General features: G+C 62.5%; 19 protein-coding genes and 1 tRNA gene. 4 read left to right on the top strand and 16 right to left on the bottom strand.

The window, feature by feature from the left end; all coding sequences use genetic code 11:
* Window positions 1-18: 18 nt before the first annotated feature.
* On the top strand, window positions 19-879 hold the full coding sequence (locus CON76_RS00590; RefSeq protein ID WP_101101058.1) for a DODA-type extradiol aromatic ring-opening family dioxygenase: 861 nt from the start codon (window positions 19-21) through the stop codon (window positions 877-879).
* Between the two features lie 50 nt (window positions 880-929).
* Here CON76_RS00590 and gcvH read toward each other — a convergent pair whose 3' ends face one another.
* The 10 genes from gcvH to hemH form a co-directional block, all read right to left on the bottom strand.
* Entirely contained in the window at window positions 930-1,301 is a 372-nt protein-coding gene (gene gcvH / locus CON76_RS00585; protein ID WP_101101056.1) for a glycine cleavage system protein GcvH, read from the bottom strand.
* A 61-nt stretch (window positions 1,302-1,362) separates the two neighbouring features.
* The gene (locus tag CON76_RS00580) at window positions 1,363-2,712 is read right to left on the bottom strand and encodes a methyltransferase family protein (protein WP_169928941.1); all 1,350 of its coding nucleotides are present in this window, start codon (window positions 2,710-2,712) and stop codon (window positions 1,363-1,365) included.
* A gap of 19 nt (window positions 2,713-2,731) precedes the next feature.
* Window positions 2,732-3,598 carry a hypothetical protein gene (locus tag CON76_RS12980; protein WP_169928940.1) on the bottom strand — a complete coding sequence of 289 codons (867 nt, stop codon included), beginning with the start codon at window positions 3,596-3,598 and terminating at the stop codon, window positions 2,732-2,734.
* Window positions 3,599-4,681, bottom strand: coding sequence for a pilus assembly PilX family protein (locus tag CON76_RS00570; protein WP_169928939.1), 1,083 nt, complete (start codon window positions 4,679-4,681; stop codon window positions 3,599-3,601).
* A gap of 17 nt (window positions 4,682-4,698) precedes the next feature.
* Window positions 4,699-5,547, bottom strand: a complete 849-nt coding sequence (locus CON76_RS00565) for a PilW family protein (protein ID WP_101101050.1) — start codon at window positions 5,545-5,547, stop codon at window positions 4,699-4,701.
* Window positions 5,538-6,059, bottom strand: coding sequence for a GspH/FimT family pseudopilin (locus CON76_RS00560; RefSeq protein ID WP_101101048.1), 522 nt, complete (start codon window positions 6,057-6,059; stop codon window positions 5,538-5,540). Before CON76_RS00560 ends, CON76_RS00565 begins: the two co-directional genes overlap by 10 nt.
* Window positions 6,056-6,532 (bottom strand): type IV pilin protein, encoded by a 477-nt coding sequence (locus CON76_RS00555; protein ID WP_276308985.1) that lies wholly within the window; start codon window positions 6,530-6,532, stop codon window positions 6,056-6,058. Before CON76_RS00555 ends, CON76_RS00560 begins: the two co-directional genes overlap by 4 nt.
* Before the next feature lie 100 nt (window positions 6,533-6,632).
* The gene (locus CON76_RS00550) at window positions 6,633-8,276 is read right to left on the bottom strand and encodes an electron transfer flavoprotein-ubiquinone oxidoreductase (RefSeq protein WP_101101114.1); all 1,644 of its coding nucleotides are present in this window, start codon (window positions 8,274-8,276) and stop codon (window positions 6,633-6,635) included.
* A gap of 166 nt (window positions 8,277-8,442) precedes the next feature.
* Complete coding sequence (locus CON76_RS00545; RefSeq protein WP_101101044.1) at window positions 8,443-8,895, bottom strand: RNA-binding S4 domain-containing protein; 453 nt, start codon at window positions 8,893-8,895, stop codon at window positions 8,443-8,445.
* Between the two features lie 15 nt (window positions 8,896-8,910).
* Entirely contained in the window at window positions 8,911-10,005 is a 1,095-nt protein-coding gene (hemH, locus tag CON76_RS00540; RefSeq protein WP_101101042.1) for a ferrochelatase, read from the bottom strand.
* Between the two features lie 21 nt (window positions 10,006-10,026).
* Between hemH and CON76_RS00535 the strand changes: the two genes are divergently transcribed.
* Window positions 10,027-10,728 (top strand): HAD family hydrolase, encoded by a 702-nt coding sequence (locus tag CON76_RS00535; protein WP_101101040.1) that lies wholly within the window; start codon window positions 10,027-10,029, stop codon window positions 10,726-10,728.
* Between the two features lie 7 nt (window positions 10,729-10,735).
* Here the strand turns inward: CON76_RS00535 and hpnE are convergent, their stop codons facing one another.
* The 5 genes from hpnE to CON76_RS00510 all read right to left on the bottom strand — a co-directional run bounded on the left by hpnE (window position 10,736) and on the right by CON76_RS00510 (window position 14,499).
* Entirely contained in the window at window positions 10,736-12,070 is a 1,335-nt protein-coding gene (hpnE, locus tag CON76_RS00530) for a hydroxysqualene dehydroxylase HpnE (RefSeq protein WP_101101112.1), read from the bottom strand.
* A 5-nt stretch (window positions 12,071-12,075) separates the two neighbouring features.
* On the bottom strand, window positions 12,076-12,945 hold the full coding sequence (hpnD, locus tag CON76_RS00525) for a presqualene diphosphate synthase HpnD (RefSeq protein WP_101101038.1): 870 nt from the start codon (window positions 12,943-12,945) through the stop codon (window positions 12,076-12,078).
* A gap of 54 nt (window positions 12,946-12,999) precedes the next feature.
* Window positions 13,000-13,956, bottom strand: a complete 957-nt coding sequence (gene hpnC, locus CON76_RS00520) for a squalene synthase HpnC (RefSeq protein WP_101101036.1) — start codon at window positions 13,954-13,956, stop codon at window positions 13,000-13,002.
* 29 nt (window positions 13,957-13,985) lie between these two features.
* A complete protein-coding gene (gene fdxA, locus CON76_RS00515) occupies window positions 13,986-14,330 on the bottom strand; it encodes a ferredoxin FdxA (RefSeq protein WP_101101034.1) in 345 nt (114 codons plus the stop codon).
* 81 nt (window positions 14,331-14,411) lie between these two features.
* Window positions 14,412-14,499 (bottom strand) — tRNA-Leu (locus tag CON76_RS00510).
* 121 nt (window positions 14,500-14,620) lie between these two features.
* Between CON76_RS00510 and cysM the strand changes: the two genes are divergently transcribed.
* Window positions 14,621-15,526, top strand: coding sequence for a cysteine synthase CysM (gene cysM, locus CON76_RS00505; RefSeq protein ID WP_240592697.1), 906 nt, complete (start codon window positions 14,621-14,623; stop codon window positions 15,524-15,526).
* Window positions 15,527-15,580: 54 nt separating this feature from the next.
* Complete coding sequence (locus CON76_RS00500) at window positions 15,581-15,811, top strand: sulfurtransferase TusA family protein (protein ID WP_101101030.1); 231 nt, start codon at window positions 15,581-15,583, stop codon at window positions 15,809-15,811.
* A gap of 13 nt (window positions 15,812-15,824) precedes the next feature.
* Here the strand turns inward: CON76_RS00500 and CON76_RS00495 are convergent, their stop codons facing one another.
* Complete coding sequence (locus tag CON76_RS00495) at window positions 15,825-18,722, bottom strand: valine--tRNA ligase (RefSeq protein WP_101101110.1); 2,898 nt, start codon at window positions 18,720-18,722, stop codon at window positions 15,825-15,827.
* Window positions 18,723-18,725 lie beyond the last annotated feature (3 nt).

The raw sequence follows: 18,725 nt of genomic DNA, 5'->3' as shown, positions 1-18,725 counted from the left end.
TTGGGTACAGTGTGCCGCATGACAACCCTGAATTCCGTAGCTTCCACCGTCGCCACTGCCCCAGCCCGTGTGCCGGCGCTGTTCATCTCGCACGGTTCGCCCTTGTTTGCGCTGGATCCCGGCCAAACCGGCCCCGCCTTGCAGGCCCTGGGCCAGCGCCTGCAAGCGCCCGATGCCCCGCCGCTGCGCGGTGTGGTGGTGATGTCACCGCACTGGATGGCGCGCGCGCCACTGGTGATGACGCATCCGCAACCCGAGACCTGGCACGATTTTGGTGGCTTCCCGGACGCGTTGTACCAACTGCAATACCCCGCGCCCGGCTCGCCAGAACTGGCACAGCAAGTGCTGCAACGCCTGCAAGCCGCCGGTGCGCCCGCGCAGGCCGACCCGCAACGCCCGTTTGACCACGGCGCCTGGGTGCCGCTGCTGTTTGTGCTGCCGCAGGCCCAGGTGCCGGTGATCCAGGTGGCCTTGCCCGCCGGTTACACGCCGCAGGAGCTGTACGCCCTGGGCTACGCGCTGCGCGACCTGCGCGAGCAGGGCATCCTCATCATCGGATCGGGCAGCATGACGCACAACCTGCGCGAATTTGCCAGCGGCAGGCCGCCCCAGGCCAGCGGTGCCGAGCCGTATGTGGAAGCCTTCAGCCGCTGGGTGGAAGATACGCTCCAGCGCCAGGACAGCGCCGCCCTGTTCAACTACCGCGCCCTGGCCCCGCACGCCGTGCGCGCCCACCCCACCGACGAGCACTTCGTCACGCTCTGCTTTGCGTTGGGCGCGGCGGGTTGGGGCCAGCCCGAGGACGCGCCGCGCGTCGAGTACCTCAACCGCGAGGTGATGTACCGCTACCTGGCCATGGACGCCATCGCGCTGCACTGACGCCAGCACAACGCCCGGCGGCGGCGGCAGCGCGTTGCGGCGCTGTGGCGTTACTGCGGCAGTGCTGCGTAGGCGGTTTCGTCCAGCAACTTGTCCAGCTCGGCGGGGTTGGACAATTGCACTTTGAAAAACCAGCCCGCGTCCAGCGGTGCGCTGTTGGCCAGCGCCGGGTCGGCGCGCAGATCCTCGTTCACGGCCAGCACCGTGCCGCTGGCGGGCATGTACACATCGGCAGCGGCCTTGACCGACTCCACCACCGCAGCCACCGCACCCGCTTCAAACGTGGCCCCCACGGCAGGCAAGTCCACAAACACCACATCGCCCAGCGCGTCCTGCGCATGCACGGTGATGCCCACCGTGGCGGTGCCGTCGCCGTGCGGCTCCAGCCAGACGTGTTCAGCACTGTATTTTTTCAAGCTCATAAGTTGTCAAAATTTCAAAAAAATGGGTCGCGTAAGCGTAACACGGCTCCATGCCCTTCTCTCATTGACCGGTTGTGATGCTCAAGCGTGGCAAAAACCTTGTGCGCGTCGATTCGCTGTACCGGCGATAACCGGCATCTCGTAAAAGATGGTGTTCCTCAGTTGTGCCGCGCCACCAATAGACCATATTCCACGCCAGCAGTGCGAGGCTGGCCGCCGGATTCGTCAGTACATGGGTGTTGTCCAGCCACCACGACAGGTTTTTGGCCGCGTAGGCGGGGTGACGCAGGTAGCGGTATGGGCCTGAACTCACAATGCCGCGATTGACCAGATTGCCGAACTTGAAACCCAAGGCCATGGTTGCCCAAACGTAAACACCCATGCACACAAGGACAAGGGTCATCACCAGCATCTTGGCCCAATCCCAAGTCAGCCAGTGGGTGGTTTCAAAACGCCCATAACCAATGAACTGCGACAGCGCATCGTTGAACGGTGGATAGCACAACAAAGCCGCAGCCCAACCCGAGGCCGTCATGTCGATGCTTTGGACACGGTTGCCCAGCCATCGCGTCGATACCGTGTAGGCGATGATGGCCAAGCCGGTATCTATGGTCAAGAAAACATGAATTAATAATAAATGTATTCTACTGAAAAAATCAAAATAAAAAATTTTCCCATGTAAGTCTTGCAATATTTGTTTGAAATCGAGCGATGCGTCGGCCCATTGTTGCGCAAAGAAACGGGTCATCAAGGTCAAAAAGAACACGTTGACCAGATAGACCAAGAGCATTTTGCGCAACCGCCTGTTCTTGAGACTTGCGAGATGCCGAGCAGATGATCTGCCGTGGAGTTTGGCTGCCAGCCAGCGTTTTAAGGCACGGCCACCAGCCAGCAGCACGATCGAAAAATCGTTAAAGTCGAGCACCGATTCACCCCGGTAGCGCAGCGTGACGAGCATGTAAGGCAGCCCAAAGAGCAGCACCAGACACCAAATACTGAAATAGAAATCCCGGGTGAAATGGAAGGCATCACCCAAAAAATAGTAATGACTGTGAACCAAGGCGGTTGTTACGCTGATGGCTGCGAAGACCACCAAAAAACGCATGAATGCGGAGCGCCAACGCCACCGGGAATCAAGCGGCGGAGTGGGCATGCGCAAAGCCCGACAACGCGGCATTTCATGCAGCACCATGACATAAAAGCCGAACACCAGAGGCAGCAACAAAGCTGGCACACCACCGACCCAGGCAGATACATGGAAATTGACGTGAAAGAAAACGTCAGCTACCAGCCATGCTACCAATACCAGTGCCCCCCAGTAACCGGCGTGAGAATCGTCCGGGATGCGACATATACTATTGTGATGGAGCTGGCAGGTTAAACCACTGCGCGATTTGATAAAGTGAAACATGTGATCGGCATAACTTACTTCAGTTAGTCGTTGTAAATGTGTTGGTTTTAAACGAACACCCAGTACCACCATTATTTGATATAGTGATTTCAAAAGTTTTGCCATTTCCGTTGGCGGGCGTAATTAAGACTGAACTGTTTGCTGCACTGGTGCCGTTCTTTTTATTCGCATTGTCGTTAGATGGTGTCGCAGTTGTTATCGCGCCGGGCGCGCTAATGGTGTAAGTAATTGTGAAATCTACACCTTTCTTTATGATGCCCCCGTTTGGTGACACATTGGTGATACTGCAAGTAGCACCACCAGAAGAGCCGCTGGAAGTTGTGCTGCTGGAGGTAGTGCTGCTGGAGGTAGTGCCGCTGGAGGTAGTGCCGCTGGAGGTAGTGCCACTGGAAGTAGTGCCACTGGAAGTAGTGCTGCTGGAAGTAGTGCTGCTGGAGCCAGAGGTGGAGGAAGCCAATGCCACCCCACCTCTGACCGGATCTGTTTCGCCAATGTATGAGGTCAATTGCACGGTTTGAAATTTGCCTTGGCTGTCAGTCCAACTGGTTTGTACGTTGACAATTTTGTAGGTGCAACCCGTGGGCGTGGTGCAGTTGTTCACTGCCCAAGTGCGTCTCAGGGTGGCGTTGGCGGCGGTGATGGTGTCGTTGCCATCGCCCAAAGCGGCGTATTGATTTTTGCGGCTGAAGCTGCGCAACTGTTCTATTTTTTCTTGGGCGGTATTCAAGGCGTGTGTCTTGATGCGGCTGTCACCGGCATCGCGCAATAGCACACCCTGCAAGCGAGCCAAACCCAGCAGTGCCACGGCCAACAGTAGAAGGCCCACCATCGCTTCGATCAGGGCGATGCCTTTGTTGGATAGAAAGTTTTTATTTCTATTTTCCATTTAAAAGTCTTTCCAAGCGCCGGGAATAGTAGTGGCGTAATCTAAGAATATATTGGTTCCTGTATTGCCGGGTGTGCCTGAATTGCCTGTGGCAATGAATTTGGAATTGGCGGTAAGTTTTGTAATATTGCTTTCAGTCATTACCGACCCGTAAATGGTGGCTCCACCCCAACCTTGGTCACTACAGCCAGATGTGGCTGAAAAATATACTATGCCGTATATGGTGGGACTCCCATTAATTTTTGGGCAATGCGATGAACCTATGATGATGACAATAGGCTTGACGGATGAACCATATTCATAGCCATCATTAATGTGGCTGCTGCTGTTGTAGTAATAAAATGGGGTTGTATTGTTGGGGGGAGAGGGGTAGACGTTGTTATTTGCTTGAGCCTCGGCAATGGCTTGGCTCAGTGGAATTTTAAAGACATATTGCCACGCTGTGGATGAAAAGGCGTTCGGGAGAATGGTGTTGGTCGCAGGATTAGGCCCTATGTTTAAATGTCCTGTATCGATGCTAGATGATGGGCCGCTTGTAACAATACCCGTTGCATCAGAACTGATTTTAGTTAAAGACGGGTTGCCGGTGACGTCAGACAGTCCGCCGTTGATAATAAGCGGGGCGGGCAATGCTATATCGCTATTCAATAAGCTAACTTGTTTAATCCAACTTTCTGCTTTGGCGCTGCTGCCATCGTTTCCAATCGCTGTCGCCACCACTTTAATAAAGTTCTTTGAATTAGTGTCCGGGGTGAAAACAACGGTATTTGAATACGTAGAACCCGACGTACTGGCCGTGATAGTGGGAATGGTTGGGCAACCTGTGCCGCCAGGACAGGTCAGTGCGGCAGTGATAGGCTGTGTACCGGCCCACGCCATCGCAAATTCCAGCCCGGCCTCTGCCGCCTCCCTCGCTTCGCGCGCACGGATGTCATTGCCCGTGATTTTTTGCTCCATCAAGCTGGTGCGAGCTGCGGTCAAGGCCAGTATGCCCATGATGAGCGCCAGCACCACCGCCGTGAGCAATACGACCGTTCCTTGCTGTTGTTTCAGGTACTTAGGCGAATGGATCGAGTGCAGCATGTTCAACCTTTGATGCCTCAAGGCCATGAGGGGATGTACTTGTCGTTCCGAATGCGCACTTGATGGCTGATGGTTTGGCGGACTACCGGGCTGACATTGCGCAATTGGGCGGTCAACGTGATGGTGACCGTCCGTACTTGCAAGCATTTGTCACCAGTCTTGCAGACCGTGCACAGCTCACCGGTATCGCAGTAGCCATTGCCTTCGTTGGTGGCCGTGCAAGCACTGTTGATGTCGGTGGCAAGCAAGCGATCACCGTCTAGGCAACCATCGGCATCAGTGTCGGTGGACATGCCGGTGACGTTCAATTGCGGTATAGGAGATGGAAAACTGAACGTCAGCGCGGCGATTTCGACGGTTTTGTCTGTGATGCCTTCCCACTGTCCGTTGGTGCAATCGGCAGCGGTAGTCCCGCCCCCGCTGCGCATGTCTACCACCCCGCTGCTCGGGTCAGAGCGGAAGCCGCTGAAGTCGCTGCTCTCGACGGTGGTCGGGTCGTTGTCATTTTTGTTGTAGCTGTAAACAATGCAGTTTCTATCTCCGTCCGTGCCAAAGTTGTGAATGGTCACGTCAGTGCTGGGCGTACCGGTTTGGAAGAAGGGGTTGTTTTGAAGGCTGCTGCTGTAGAGCACCGGATTTGAGGTGACAAAACCTGCCCGTCGAATGTCCTTCACCATGACATCCATCACGGCGCGCATTTCTTGGTTCAGGCGGGCTTGTTGGATGTTGTCTGTTTGTCCGCGCAGAGAATTCAGGAAAACGCTGCCGACACCCATCAAGACGACCAAGCCGATCAGCAACCCCACCATCAACTCAACGATGGACAGACCTTGTTGAGACGAAATTTTGGCCTTGTTCAATTGCATGCTTCGTAGCCCCCAAAATTGCACAATCTGGCCCTACCCAAAGAACTGATGACGACTTTGGCGGAGAGATTGGTAGTGCTGAGTGTGACTGTTGAACCCGTGATTGAAACAAGTGTGCCGCGCACTGGATCGAAAGTGATGCTGGTACCGGTGCTGCTGATGGAAACGCCCGTGAATTCTGCTGAACTTCCGGTGCGAATAGCGGTTTCGTCGAACGTTGCGTCATTGTTGTTGTCGGCAACGATGGTGTATGACCAAGGGGTTGTGGTGGTGAAGCTGATCCTGACCCTGACGTTGCGCTTGATGGCCTCACTTTTGGCCCAGCGCACATCGGAGAGTAGGGTCTCTGCGGCGCTGGTCAAACGCTGCTTTTCCAGCATGCTGGTGTAGGACGGTACGGCAATCATGGCCAGCACCGCCACGATGGCGATCACGACCATAAGCTCCACCAAGGTGAGGCCGGTTGACCGGCCATTCATCTGAGGGTGCTTTACAGAGGATTGTGTGCTCATTTTTTCCAACAGCCTGCGGGGCCACGGGTGGTGGTGCCGGTGGTGTTGTTGATAGCCAAGGTGAGTGTGGTGCAACCGGTGTCGTTGGCTTGGCTGGTGCCTGACTTGGCAACCGCCTGAGCGGTATAGCCTGTCCCCGTAGCACCCGACTGGATGGAAATATCGTACCAGCCAGACTCTGACACCGCTGGAACACTTAGGTCACCGATGGTGCTCGTGTAAGTGGTATGGCTAATGCGCCACTTTTCTTGCGCGGTGGCGACGGCCAGTAAAGCCGCTTGACCGTCTGCCCGTCGCCCTTGTCGGGTGTAGTTTTGGTAAGCCGGCAAGGCAATGGTGGACAGAATTCCGATGATGGCCAGCGCAACCATCATTTCGATCAATGTAAAGCCGGCAGATGTTTTGCGAAGATGAGTCATGGGGTGTCCATCTTTATTGATCCGACAATCATCAAAACGAACATGGTAGTCCATCATCGCTCATGAACAAAGCGGATGCCAGAAAGCCGTTGCTTAATATGCTCAAGGCGTTGCGTATGCAACGACGGTATTGGCGTGAGCATACCGCTACATGCTACATCCCCGCGTAGTTGGGCCCGCCGCCGCCTTCAGGGGTGACCCAAACGATGTTTTGCGTGGGGTCTTTGATGTCGCAGGTCTTGCAGTGGACGCAGTTTTGCGCGTTGATGTGCAGGCGCTGCACACCGGTTTCGTTGTCTTGGACGAACTCGTACACACCAGCGGGGCAGTAGCGGCTTTCGGGCCCGGCAAACTGGGCCAGGTTGGTGGCCACGGGGGTATCGGGGTTCTTCAGTGTCAGGTGCGCGGGCTGGTTTTCTTCGTGGTTGGTGCTGCTCAAAAACACGCTGCTCAGGCGGTCGAACGTGAGCTGGCCATCGGGTTTGGGGTAGTCAATGCGCGGGCAGGTGGCCGCCGGGCGCAGGCTGGTGTGGTCGGCGTGGCTGCGGTGCAGGCTCCACGGCGGGCGCTTCATCCCCAGTTTGGGCAAGAGCCAGTGTTCTACGCCAGTCATCATTGCGCCGATGGTGTTGCCCTTTTTGAACCAGGCCTTGAAGTTGCGCGCCTGGTCGAGTTCGGTGTGCAGCCAGCTGCGCTCGAACGCGGCGGGGTAGGCGCTGAGTTCGTCGCCACTGCGGCCCGCCTGCAGTGCTGCAAACGCGGCTTCGGCGCACAGCATGCCGCTCTTGAGGGCGGCGTGGCTGCCCTTGATGCGCGCGGCGTTGAGGTAGCCCGCATCGCACCCCACCAGCGCCCCACCCGGGAACACGGTCTTGGGCAGCGAGTGCAGGCCGCCGGCGGCAATGGCGCGCGCGCCGTAGCCTATGCGCTTGCCGCCTTGCAGGTGCGCGCGGATGCTGGGGTGGGTTTTCCAGCGTTGCATTTCCTCGAACGGGCTCAGCCAGGGGTTCTGGTAGTCCAGCCCCACCACCAGCCCGAGCGTGACCTTGTTGCCTTCCAGGTGGTACAGGAAGCCGCCGCCGTAGGTGTGTTCGTCCAGCGGCCAGCCGGCGGTGTGGACCACCAGGCCGGGTTGGGCTTTGTCGGCGGGGATTTCCCACAGTTCTTTGATGCCGATGCCGTAGGTTTGCGGGTCCTTGCCTGCGTCCAGTTGGAAGCGGGCCAGCAGTTGCTTGCCCAGGTGGCCGCGCGCACCTTCGGCAAATACGGTGTATTTGGCGTGCAGTTCCATGCCGAGCTGGAACTGGTCGGTGGGTTCACCGTCCTTGCCCAGGCCCATGTGGTTGGTGGCCACGCCTTTGACGGCGCCGCCCTCGTGGTACAGCACTTCGGCAGCGGCAAAGCCGGGGAAGATTTCCACGCCCAGCGCCTCGGCCTGTTCGCCCAGCCATTTGGTCACGGCGCCCAGGCTGATGACGTAGTTGCCGTGGTTGTGGAAGCATTCGGGCACCAGCCAGTCGGGGGTGGCCTTGGCGCCGGTTTCGCTCAAAAACAGCACTTGGTCGGCAGTGACGGGCTGGTGCAGCGGCGCGCCCTGGGCTTGCCAGTCGGGCAGCAGTTCGTTGAGCGCGACCGGATCCATCACCGCGCCGCTCAGGATGTGGGCGCCGGGCTCGGAGCCTTTTTCGAGCACGCACACGCTCACGTCGTGGCTGTGCTGGCTGGCGAGTTGTTTCAGGCGGATGGCCGTGGCCAGGCCCGCCGGGCCAGCGCCGACGATGACGACGTCGTATTCCATGGCCTCGCGGGGGCCGTATTGCTCAATCAGGCGGGGGGGTGTGGCGGACACGGGTTTCCTTTGCAAAACCTGACGATTTTAATGGCCGCCACGGTGGTTAAGTGGCTGGTGCTTAGACGATCCGGTTATATGGATATGGCGCCGTTGCCGGGGCGCTGGGCGCGGTTCAGCCGTCCAGGCTGGCGCTCCAGCGGTCGTTCCAGGCCGGGGCGTGGCTGCCCACGCCTTGCAGCTGGCGCCGGTCGCGCTTGGTGGGGCGGCCTTGCGTCAGGGCGTGCGCGGGTTCGGGCGCCAGGCGGTGCTGTTCGGCCTGTGCCAGGCGCTGCGCGATGGAGGCTTCGGTTTCGGCGTAGAGCAGCGCGGCCTGCGGCGCGGGGCCGCGCACGGCGCTTAAGCTCAGCACGCGCACGGTGCGGGTGTGGTAGCCGGTCTTGAACTCGATCTCGTCGCCCACCTTGGGCTCGCGCGAGGCCTTGGCCACCTGGCCGTTGAGCTTGACGCGGCCCTTGTCGATTTCATCGGCGGCCAGGCTGCGGGTCTTGTAGAAGCGCGCGGCCCAGAGCCATTTGTCCAGGCGCACCTTGTCGCCGCTGGCGGCAGGGGTGGGGTGTTTGCTCATCGGTTGGTGCGGGGTTCAGAGTTTGGCGCCCAGGGCCATGGCGCGCTCGCGGGTGGCCTGGGCGGCGGCGGGGTCGGGGGCCTGGCGGGTGGGCCAGCCGCCCAGGTGCTGCTCGCACAGGTCGGTCAGGGCGCGGATCCAGGCCGGGCTGTCGTTGAGGCAAGGGATGTACTGGAACTGCTTGCCCCCGGCGTGCAAAAAGGCCTCGCGCGCTTCGAGCGAGATTTCCTCCAGCGTCTCCAGGCAGTCGCTGGTGAAGCCGGGGCAGACCACATCGACGCGCTGGGTGCCCGCCTTGGCCAGCGCGATTAGCGTGGGTTCGGTGTAGGGCTCCAGCCACTTGGCCTTGCCAAAGCGGGACTGGAAGGTGACGACGTACTGTTCCTTGGTCAGGCCCAGTGCCTCGGCCAGCAGGCGGCCCGTTTTGTGGCATTCGCAATGGTAGGGGTCGCCCAGCTTGAGGATGCGTTCGGGCACGCCGTGGAAGCTCATCACCAGTTTGTCGGGGCGGCCGTGGATGGCCCAGTGCTCTTCCACCCTGTGCTTGAGGGCCTGGATGTAGCCGGCGTTGTCGTGGTAGTGGTTGATGAAGCGCAGCTCCGGGATCAGGCGGGTGCGTTCGGCCCAGCGGTACACCGCATCGAACACGCTGGCGGTGGTGCTGGCGCTGTACTGCGGGTAGGCGGGCACGATGAGCACGCGCGTGGCACCAGCGGCCTTGAGCTCGTCGAGCTGCTGCGCGATGGAGGGGTTGCCGTAGCGCATGGCGTAGCGCACCAGCAGCTGCTGGTGGCCGCGTTCGCCCAAGTGGCCGCCCAGCAGCTTGGCCTGTTTCTCGGTCCACGCGCGCAGCGGCGAGCCTTCGCTGGTCCAGATGCTGGCGTACTTGGCCGCCGACTTGGCGGGCCGCACGCGCAGGATGATGCCGTGCAGGATCAGCCACCAGATGGGTTTGGGGATTTCCACCACCCGGTGGTCGCCCAGGAATTCGGCCAGGTAGCGCCGCAGCGCCGGGGCGGTGGGGGCGTCGGGCGTGCCCAGGTTGCACAGCAGGATGCCGGTCTTGGCCGCCTGGCCGTGGGTGTAAGGGGGTTCTTTGTGGAATGCCATGTGCGCTATTCTCCATCACCTATGCTTGAACTGTCCCGCATCCGCGCCATCACCCTCGACCTGGACGACACTTTGTGGCCGGTCATGCCCACCATCGAACGCGCCGAGGCCGTGCTGCAGGCCTGGCTGGCCGAGCACGCTCCCGCCACCGCGCGCCACCTGAGCCACGCCGACACGCGCCGCGCGGTGCGCGCGCAGGTCAACCGCGAGCTGGCGCACCTGGCGCACGACTTCACCGCGCTGCGCCGGGCCGCGATCCGGCTGGCGCTGCAGCAGGCGGGCGACGACCCGGCCCACGCCGAACCGGCGTTCGAGGTGTTTTTTGCCGAGCGCCAGCGGGTGGAGTTCTTTGCCGATGCGCTGCCCGCCCTGGGCGCGCTGGCGGCGCGCTTTCCGCTGGTGTCGGTGTCCAACGGCAACGCCGACATCCACCGCGTGGGCATCGGCCAGCACTTTTGCGCCCAGGTGAGCGCGCGCGAGGTGGGTGTGGCCAAGCCCGACCCGCGCATCTACCACGTGGCGGCCCAGCGCGCGGGCGTGCCGCCGGAGCAGGTGCTGCACATTGGCGACGACGCCGCGCTGGACGTGCTGGGCGCGTTGCAGGCGGGCATGCAGACGGCGTGGCTCAACCGCGATGGCCAGCCGTGGGCGCATGGCCCGCAGCAGCGGCCGCACTGCACCGTGGCCGATCTGGCGCAACTGTGCGCGCAGCTGGGGCTGTGAGCGGGCGTCAGGCGGGTGTGGTGGCGGGCAGTGCGTCGGCCACGGCCAGGCCGCTGCGCACCGCACCTTCGAGCGTGGCGGGGTAGGGGCCGGCGGTGTAGTCGCCCGCCGCCCACAGGCCGGGAGCTATGTGCAGGCTGGGGCGTTGCAGGCCGGGTGTGCAGGCGAAGGTGGCGCGTTTTTCGACCACGGTTTGCAGCACGCGCAGCGCCGGCGTGCCGAGTTGTTGCGCCGCCTGGGCCAAGGTTTGGTGTTCCAGGGTCGCCTTGTCGACACTGCACGCGCTGGCCACAAAGGCCCATTGCCCGGCTGGGCCGCCAAGCTGGCCCCGGTCGAACACAAATTGCGCGGGCGCGTCCGGGCCACTGCGCAGGGCCAGGATCGGGCTGGCGCCGGGCCAGTGGGTGCCGGGCGCCGCCTGGGCATAGACGGTGGCGATGGCCTCGTGGCGCAGCGCGCTGGCCTGGGCGTGCCAGGCGTGGAGCTGGCCGCTGGGGTCGGCGTGCGCCAAGGCGGGTTGCAGCAGGCGGGCGGCCTCCCACACTGGGCAGGCCAGGATGACGTGGTCAAACGGCTGGCCGTTCAGCGCCCAGCCGGTGTTGTCGTTGGTATGGGCGTGGCGGTTTAGCGTGTGGACGCGCTGGCCCAGCCGCAAGTCCGCGCCGCGCCGTTGCAGCCAGTGGGCGGCGGGTTGTGGCAGCAGCGCGCCTATGTCCAACTTGGGCAGCAGCAGGTCGGCACCGCGCCAGTTCCCAAAGCCGGGGCCGAACATGGCATCTTGCAGCACGCGCAAGAACACGCTGGCGCTGGCCCGATCCAACGGGGTGTTGAGCGCCGAGAGGCACAGTGGCTCCAGCAGTTCCGCCACCACACGGGGCGGCAGTCCGGCGCACAGTTGGGCGACCGTGTGGTCGGGCGCACAGGCAAAGCCTTGCCGTTGCCAGCGTGCTGTGGTGCGCAGCAGCGCCAGTTTGTCGCGCCAATTCCAGCCGCGTGCGGTGGTGATGGCGGCGAGCATGTCCAACGGTATGGGCCAGCGGGCGGCCCAAGTGGGCACGGCCAGGCCAGCACCATCGGCAAAACGCAAGGCCAGCGGCACGGTGTGGAAAGCTGCTGCCACATCCACGCCGAGGCGTTGCATCAGGCCCAGTGTGGCGGTGTAAGCGCCAATGAGGATGTGCTGGCCGTTGTCCAGCCCCGCACCGTGGGGGGTGTGCAGGGTGCGGGCGCGTCCGCCCCACTGGCGCGCAGCCTCGAACAGCGTGACGTGGTAGCCCGCTTCGGTGGCGCGCACCGCAGCGGCCAGCCCGGCCCAGCCACCGCCCACAATGCCGATGCGCAACGGCTTCACAAGCGGCCCAGGGCCTGCACTTTCCAGGCCAGCCAGAACTTGCGCAGGGGGGTGAGACTGACGCGCTGGGTCAGCACCAGTTGCGGGTCGGTGGCAATCTCGCGCAGCAGTGTGCGGTAGATGTTGGCCATCATCAGGCCGGGTTTTTGGGCGCGGCGGTCGGCTTCGGGCAGCAGGGCCAGGGCTTCGTCGTAGGTGGCCAGGGCGCGCTCGATCTGGAACGCCATCAGCGCACCAAAGCGTTGCGGGAAGTCGGTGCCCTCCAGCCCCACGCCGCGTTTGATGAGTTCGTGCGCCTTGACGTTGAACTGTTGCAGCTCGTTGATGGGCAGGTACACGCGGCCCCGCGTTGCGTCCTCGCCCACATCGCGGATGATGTTGGTGAGTTGGAACGCCAGCCCGAGCTGGTGCGCAAATTCGGTGGTCTGGGGCTGGGTTTGGCCAAAGATGCGCGCGGCCACCTCGCCCACCACGCCTGCCACCAGGTGGCAGTAGCGGCGCAGGTTGGCAAAGTCGAGGTAGCGGGATTGGTGCAAATCCATCTCGCAGCCTTCAATCACTTGCAACAGGTGTTGGGCTGTGATGCTGTAGGTGGCGGTCAAGGGCATCAGGGCTTGCAGCACGGGATGGTCGGGCGTGCGTTGCGGATCGGCAAAGGCCTGTTGCACCTCGCGTTGCCACCACAGCAGTTTGGTTTGTGCCACGTTGGCATCGCTGATTTCATCGACCACGTCGTCGATTTCGCGGCAGAAGGCGTAGAACGCGGTGATGGCAGCACGCCGTTCGGGCGGCAGAAACAAAAAGGCGTAATAAAAGCTGCTGCCTGAGGCGGCGGCTTTGTGCTGGACGTAGTCTTGCGGGCTCATGGCGGCGGTGTGGGGCGGAATGGCCCCGAGTGTACGGGCTTGCGCGCGGCGGCTTCACATGCGCCAGGCGTGCCACAGCAGCTGGGGCGCGTCGTGGGCGTGCAGGCGGGGGCGGTGCAACCAAGTGCGGTGTTGCAGCGCGCCGATCTGGTCCAGGATGCGCAGCCCGCCTTGCACCACCAGCCGCAGTTCCCAGCCGATGCGGCCCGGCAAGCGCACCGCCAGCGGCGCGCCGTGTTGCATCAGCTGGCGCGCTTGCTGGCACAGCTCGGCCAGCAGGGCTTGCGCGCGGGTGTCGGCATCGGCGGGCAGGGGCTGGCCGGTGCGGGCGCTGTGCATCAGCGCGGCTTCGTCCACGCCGTGCCGTTGCAGCGCGTCTTGCGGCAGGTAGTGGCGCAGGCGGCGCAGGTCCTGCCCCAGGTCTTGCCAGAAGTTGATGAGTTGCAGCGCGCTGCAAATGGCGTCGCTGTGCGCCAGAGAGGTCGCGTCGTTCACACCGTACAGGTGCAGCAGCAAGCGCCCGACCGGGTTCGCCGAGCGGCGGCAGTAGTCCAGCAGCGCGGCGTGGTGGGGGTAGCGGGTGCCGGTGTCGGTGTAGCGCACATCCTGTTCAAAGGCGTCGAGTAGATCGTGCAGTGGCTGGGCGGGCAGCTGGTGGGCATGTGCCTGGTGCGCCAGCGGGCCAAACACGTGCGGCCAGCGTGGCGGTGTGTCGGTGTCTGGGTGAGCATCCCAGGCGGTAGCAGGGCTGTGCGGTTGCGGCGTGTGTGGGGTGGCCAGCGCGTCGGTCAAGGCTTGCCGGTAGGTGGCCAGATCCTGCAGGCGTTGCTGTGCGCTGGCGCTGCCTTCGTCGGCCAGGTCGTCGGCGGTGCGGGCAAAGTGGTAGATGGCGGCAATGGGCGCGCGCAGCCGTGGCGGGCACAGCCACGAGGCGACGGGAAAGTTCTCGTAATGCGCAATGGGCGCCGGGGCTGGCGTGGGTGCCGCTGTGGGCGCGGTGGGGCGGGGCATGGGGCCGGTGCTGCCAGCGTTGGCGCCGCTCAGTGGGCGCCTGGGTGGCGTTGCAGCAGGTGGGCCTTGTCGGCCACGTTCTTCCACTGGGCGTGGTCGGGCAGGGCGGGCTGGCGTTTGGTGATGGGCCGCCACTGCGGGTCTTGCGCCAGTTCGGCGTTGAGCGCGATGTAGGGGCGCTGCGCCTCGGTGGCCTCGCTGGCGTTCACGATCGCACCCACTGGGCACTGCGGCACACACACCGAGCAGTCGATGCAGCCGTCGGGGTTGATGGCCAGGAAGTTGGGGCCTTCCACAAAGCAGTCCATCGGGCAGACCTCCACGCAGTCGGTGTATTTGCACTGGATGCAGGGTTCGGTCACGATGAACGGCATGGCGGTGTGGGGCAGGTGGCTGCAGGCGCTGGGGCTGATAAAGCAAAAAGCCTTGTACGGGGTACAAGGCTTGCAATGCTGTGGTGCCGGGGGCCGGACTCGAACCGGCACGGTGTTTTGCACCGGCAGATTTTGAATCTGCTGCGTCTACCAATTTCGCCACTCCGGCAGCGAGGTATCCCTGAATTATGGCACATTACCCCACTGTGTTTGTTTCCTGTTGACAAAAATTTGCCATGACCACCGCCTCCAGCCCCTCCCGCCGTTCATCGCCGCGCAAGGCGCCCCGCATCCGCGCGTACCCCACCATTGAAGCCGCCGTGGGCAACACGCCGCTGGTGGCGCTGCAGCGCATCGGGGCCGAGGCCAACCGCGCCCGGGGCAATGTGGTGCTGGCCAAGCTGGAGGGCAACAACCCCGCCGGTTCCGTCAAGGACCGGCCTGCGCTGTCGATGATCCGGCGTGCCGAGGAGCGCGGCGACATCCGCCCCGGTGACACGCTGATCGAGGCCACTTCGGGCAATACCGGGATTGCGCTGGCGATGGCAGCGGCCATCCGGGGCTACCGCATGGTGCTCATCATGCCGGAAGACCTCAGCATTGAGCGTGCCCAGACCATGAAGGCGTTTGGTGCGGAGTTGATGTTGACCCCCAAGAGCGGTGGCATGGAATACGCCCGCGATTTGGCCGACAAAATGGTGGCCGAGGGCAAAGGCAAGGTGCTCGACCAATTTGCCAACCCGGACAACCCGCGCATCCATTACGAAACCACCGGCCCCGAGCTGTGGAAGCAGACCAAAGGCCACATCACGCATTTTGTGAGCGCGATGGGCACCACCGGCACCATCACGGGCGTGTCGCGCTTTTTGAAGGAGCGCAACCCAGCCATCCGCATCATCGGTGCCCAGCCCAGCGAGGGTTCGCGCATTCCGGGCATCCGCAAATGGCCGCAGGAGTACTTGCCCAAGATTTACGATCCAGCGGGGGTGGACGAGTTGGTGTACGTGAGCCAGGCCGATGCCGAAGAAATGTGCCGCCGCTTGGCGCGCGAGGAAGGCATCTTTGCCGGTATTTCTGCCGCCGGTGCGTGCTGGGTGGCACAGCAGATTGCGGCGCAGGTCGAAAATGCCACCATCGCCTTTGTGGTGTGCGACCGGGGCGACCGCTACCTGTCCACGGGTGTGTTTCCGGCCTGAGCCGGAGCAGCCGCCGTCCGCCTTGTTGTTGCACCTTGATGGAGAAAAACCCCTATGAACGCCGACCGTGAACTCGATGCCCGTGGCCTGAACTGCCCCCTGCCCATTCTGCGCGCCAAAAAGGCGCTGGCCGACATGACCAGCGGCCAGATCCTGAAAGTGGTGTGTACCGACACCGGCTCGGTGCGCGACTTTCAGGCCTTTTGCAAGCAGACCGGCAATGAACTGCTGGCGCAGGAAACCGCCAACGGCACCGAGTACGTGACGTACCTCAAGCGCCGTTGAATCCGGGGGCGCTTTATGCGCCCAAACGCTGCAACTGTTCTTGCAGTTTGGCCAGCGTGGCGCTGAAGTCGGCGACGCGTTTTTTCTCTTGCTCGATCACCGCGGGCGGGGCTTTGGCCACAAAGGCCTCGTTGCCGAGCTTGCCGTTGGCCTTGGCGATTTCGCCTTGCAGGCGGGTGGCTTCCTTGGTCAAGCGGGCTTTTTCGGCGGCCACGTCGATTTCCATGAACAGGCACAGGCGCGCTTCGCCCACCACGGCCACCGGCGCGGCTTGGGCAGCGGCAGTCCAGCTGGCTTCGTCGGCGAACACCTTGACCTCGCTGAGTTTGGCCAAGGCTTGCAGCACTGGGGCCACGGTGTGCAGAAAGTCGGCATCGCCCACGGCGTACAGCGGCAGGCGCGTGGCGGGTGAGACGTTCATCTCGCCGCGCAGGTTGCGGCAGGCATCGACCAACGCTTTGAGCTGCGCCACGCTGGCTTCCGCCACGGTGTCGATCAGCTCCGGCTGGGCCAGCGGGTAGGCGGTCACGCTGATGGAGTCGCCACCGCAACCGGCGACCGGGGCCACTTTTTGCCACAGTTCTTCGGTGATGAAGGGGATGATGGGGTGGGCCAGGCGCAGGATGGCTTCGAGCGTGCGGATGAGGGTGCGGCGGGTGCCGCGTTGCTGTTCGGCGTTGCCGGTGTTGATCTGCACCTTGGCGATTTCGAGGTACCAGTCGCAGAACTCGTTCCACACGAAGTCGTACACGGCGTTGGCCACGTTGTCGAGGCGGTAGTCGGCAAAGCCTTTGGCCACATCGGCTTGCACGCGTTGCAGGCGCGACACGATCCAGCGGTCGGCCTGGGTCAGGGTGACGCTGGCACCGTCGCGGGTACCGCAGTCCTGGCCTTCGCAGTTCATCAGCACAAAGCGGGTGGCGTTCCAGAGCTTGTTGCAGAAGTTGCGGTAGCCCTCGCAGCGTTTGCTGTCGAAGTTGATGCTGCGGCCCAAGGAGGCCAGTGCGGCAAAGGTGAAGCGCAGCGCGTCGGCACCGTAGGCGGGGATGCCCTCAGGGAATTCTTTTTCGGTCTGCTTGCGGACTTTGGGCGCGGTTTCGGGCTTGCGCAGGCCGGTGGTGCGTTTTTCGAGCAGTGGGCCGAGTTCGATGCCGTCGATCAAGTCCACCGGGTCGAGCACGTTGCCTTCCGATTTGCTCATTTTCTGGCCTTGCGCGTCGCGCACCAGACCGTGGATGTACATGTGCTTGAACGGCACTTTGCCCGTGAAATGGGTGGTCATCATGATCATCCGGGCGACCCAAAAGAAGATGATGTCGTAACCCGTGACCAGCACGCTGCTGGGCAGGTAGAGGTCGCAGTCTTGGGTTTGCTCGGGCCAGCCCAGGGTGCTGAAGGGCACCAGCGCGCTGGAGTACCAGGTGTCGAGCACATCGTCGTCGCGCTTGAGACCACCGGCCAGCAGGGCGCTGCGCTGGGTCTCGCTCAGGTGGTGGGCGTAGGCTTGGAGTTGGGTTTGCGCCTCGTCGGCGTTGCGCGCCACGTACACGTTGCCTTCAATGTCGTACCAAGCCGGGATTTGGTGGCCCCACCAGAGCTGGCGGCTGATGCACCAGTCTTGGATGTTGTTCATCCACTGGTTGTAGGTGTTGACCCAGTTTTCGGGCACAAAGGAGACTTGGCCGCTTTGCACCGCGTCGATGGCTTTTTGCGCGATGGATTTGCCGGTCGGGTCTTGTTCGCTGACTTTGGTCATGGCCACAAACCATTGGTCGGTCAGCATGGGCTCGACCACCTGTCCGGTGCGCGCGCAGCGTGGCACCATCAGTTTGTGTTTTTTGACTTCGACCAGCAGGCCCGCGGTTTCCAGGTCGGCCACGATGGCTTTGCGGGCCACAAAGCGGTCCAAGCCACGGTATTTTTCCGGGCCGTGGTCGTTGATTTTGGCATCCAGCGTCAGCACGCCAATCATGGGCAACTGGTGGCGCTGGCCCACGGCGTAGTCGTTTGCGTCGTGCGCTGGGGTGACTTTGACCACGCCGGTACCGAAGGCGCGGTCCACGTATTCGTCGGCAATCACCGGGATCTCGCGGTCGCACAGCGGCAGTTTGACGTACTGGCCAATCAGGTGGGCGTAGCGTTCGTCTTCGGGGTGGACCATCACGGCCACGTCGCCCAGCAGGGTTTCGGGGCGGGTGGTGGCCACCACCAGTTGACCTTCACCGCTGGCCAGCGGGTAGGCGATGTGCCACAGGCTGCCGTCTTCTTCTTCGCTTTCCACTTCCAAGTCGGACACGGCACTCATCAGCACCGGGTCCCAGTTGACCAGGCGTTTGCCCCGGTAGATCAGGCCTTGCTGGTACAGCTTGCAAAAAGTTTCGGTGACGACGGTGGAGAGCTTGTCGTCCATCGTGAAGTATTCGCGGCTCCAGTCCACGCTGTCGCCCATGCGGCGCATTTGTTGCGTGATGGTGTTGCCGGATTGTTCTTTCCATTCCCACACTTTGGCCACGAAGTTCTTGCGGGCTTCGGCGGGGGTGGGGCCCATGTCGTGGCGGCTGATGCCTTGGCCTTGCAACTGGCGTTCCACCACGATTTGGGTGGCAATGCCGGCGTGGTCGGTGCCCGGAATCCAGACGGTGTTGTGGCCCAGCATGCGGTGGTAGCGCGTCAGGCTGTCCATGATGGTCTGGTTGAACGCGTGGCCCATGTGCAGCGTGCCAGTGACGTTGGGCGGCGGCAGCTGGATGGCAAACGAGGGTGCATTTACATCTGCCGCACCTGTGCCCCGAAAGCCTGCGGCACCGTAGCCACGGCGTTCCCATTCGGGGCCCCAGTGGGCTTCCAGCGCGGCGGGCTCAAAGGATTTGGACAGGGATTGCAGGCCGGGTTGGGCAACGGTGTCGGTCATGGT

Origin of the sequence: Macromonas bipunctata (genome assembly GCF_002837135.1) — a bacterium.
Taxonomy (GTDB): Bacteria; Pseudomonadota; Gammaproteobacteria; order Burkholderiales; family Burkholderiaceae_C; genus Macromonas_A; species Macromonas_A bipunctata.
Note: the sequence above shows the minus strand (reverse complement) of the source record. Positions and strands in the feature narration are given on the sequence as shown.

Bases quoted from the DNA above. Each gene is read 5' to 3' on its own strand.
- CON76_RS00550 (WP_101101114.1), bottom strand. From the start codon at position 8,276: ATGGAATACGACGTCGTCATCGTCGGCGCTGGCCCGGCGGGCCTGGCC.
- hemH (WP_101101042.1), bottom strand. From the start codon at position 10,005: ATGGCATTCCACAAAGAACCCCCTTACACCCACGGCCAGGCGGCCAAG.
- hpnC (WP_101101036.1), bottom strand. From the start codon at position 13,956: ATGCCCCGCCCCACCGCGCCCACAGCGGCACCCACGCCAGCCCCGGCG.
- CON76_RS00565 (WP_101101050.1), bottom strand. From the start codon at position 5,547: ATGCAATTGAACAAGGCCAAAATTTCGTCTCAACAAGGTCTGTCCATC.
- CON76_RS00500 (WP_101101030.1), top strand. From the start codon at position 15,581: ATGAACGCCGACCGTGAACTCGATGCCCGTGGCCTGAACTGCCCCCTG.
- CON76_RS00495 (WP_101101110.1), bottom strand. From the start codon at position 18,722: ATGACCGACACCGTTGCCCAACCCGGCCTGCAATCCCTGTCCAAATCC.
- CON76_RS00555 (WP_276308985.1), bottom strand. From the start codon at position 6,532: ATGGACTACCATGTTCGTTTTGATGATTGTCGGATCAATAAAGATGGA.
- hpnD (WP_101101038.1), bottom strand. From the start codon at position 12,945: ATGAGCCCGCAAGACTACGTCCAGCACAAAGCCGCCGCCTCAGGCAGC.
- gcvH (WP_101101056.1), bottom strand. From the start codon at position 1,301: ATGAGCTTGAAAAAATACAGTGCTGAACACGTCTGGCTGGAGCCGCAC.
- CON76_RS12980 (WP_169928940.1), bottom strand. From the start codon at position 3,598: ATGGAAAATAGAAATAAAAACTTTCTATCCAACAAAGGCATCGCCCTG.
- fdxA (WP_101101034.1), bottom strand. From the start codon at position 14,330: ATGCCGTTCATCGTGACCGAACCCTGCATCCAGTGCAAATACACCGAC.
- CON76_RS00545 (WP_101101044.1), bottom strand. From the start codon at position 8,895: ATGAGCAAACACCCCACCCCTGCCGCCAGCGGCGACAAGGTGCGCCTG.
- CON76_RS00570 (WP_169928939.1), bottom strand. From the start codon at position 4,681: ATGCTGCACTCGATCCATTCGCCTAAGTACCTGAAACAACAGCAAGGA.
- CON76_RS00580 (WP_169928941.1), bottom strand. From the start codon at position 2,712: ATGTTTCACTTTATCAAATCGCGCAGTGGTTTAACCTGCCAGCTCCAT.
- CON76_RS00560 (WP_101101048.1), bottom strand. From the start codon at position 6,059: ATGAGCACACAATCCTCTGTAAAGCACCCTCAGATGAATGGCCGGTCA.
- CON76_RS00590 (WP_101101058.1), top strand. From the start codon at position 19: ATGACAACCCTGAATTCCGTAGCTTCCACCGTCGCCACTGCCCCAGCC.
- CON76_RS00535 (WP_101101040.1), top strand. From the start codon at position 10,027: ATGCTTGAACTGTCCCGCATCCGCGCCATCACCCTCGACCTGGACGAC.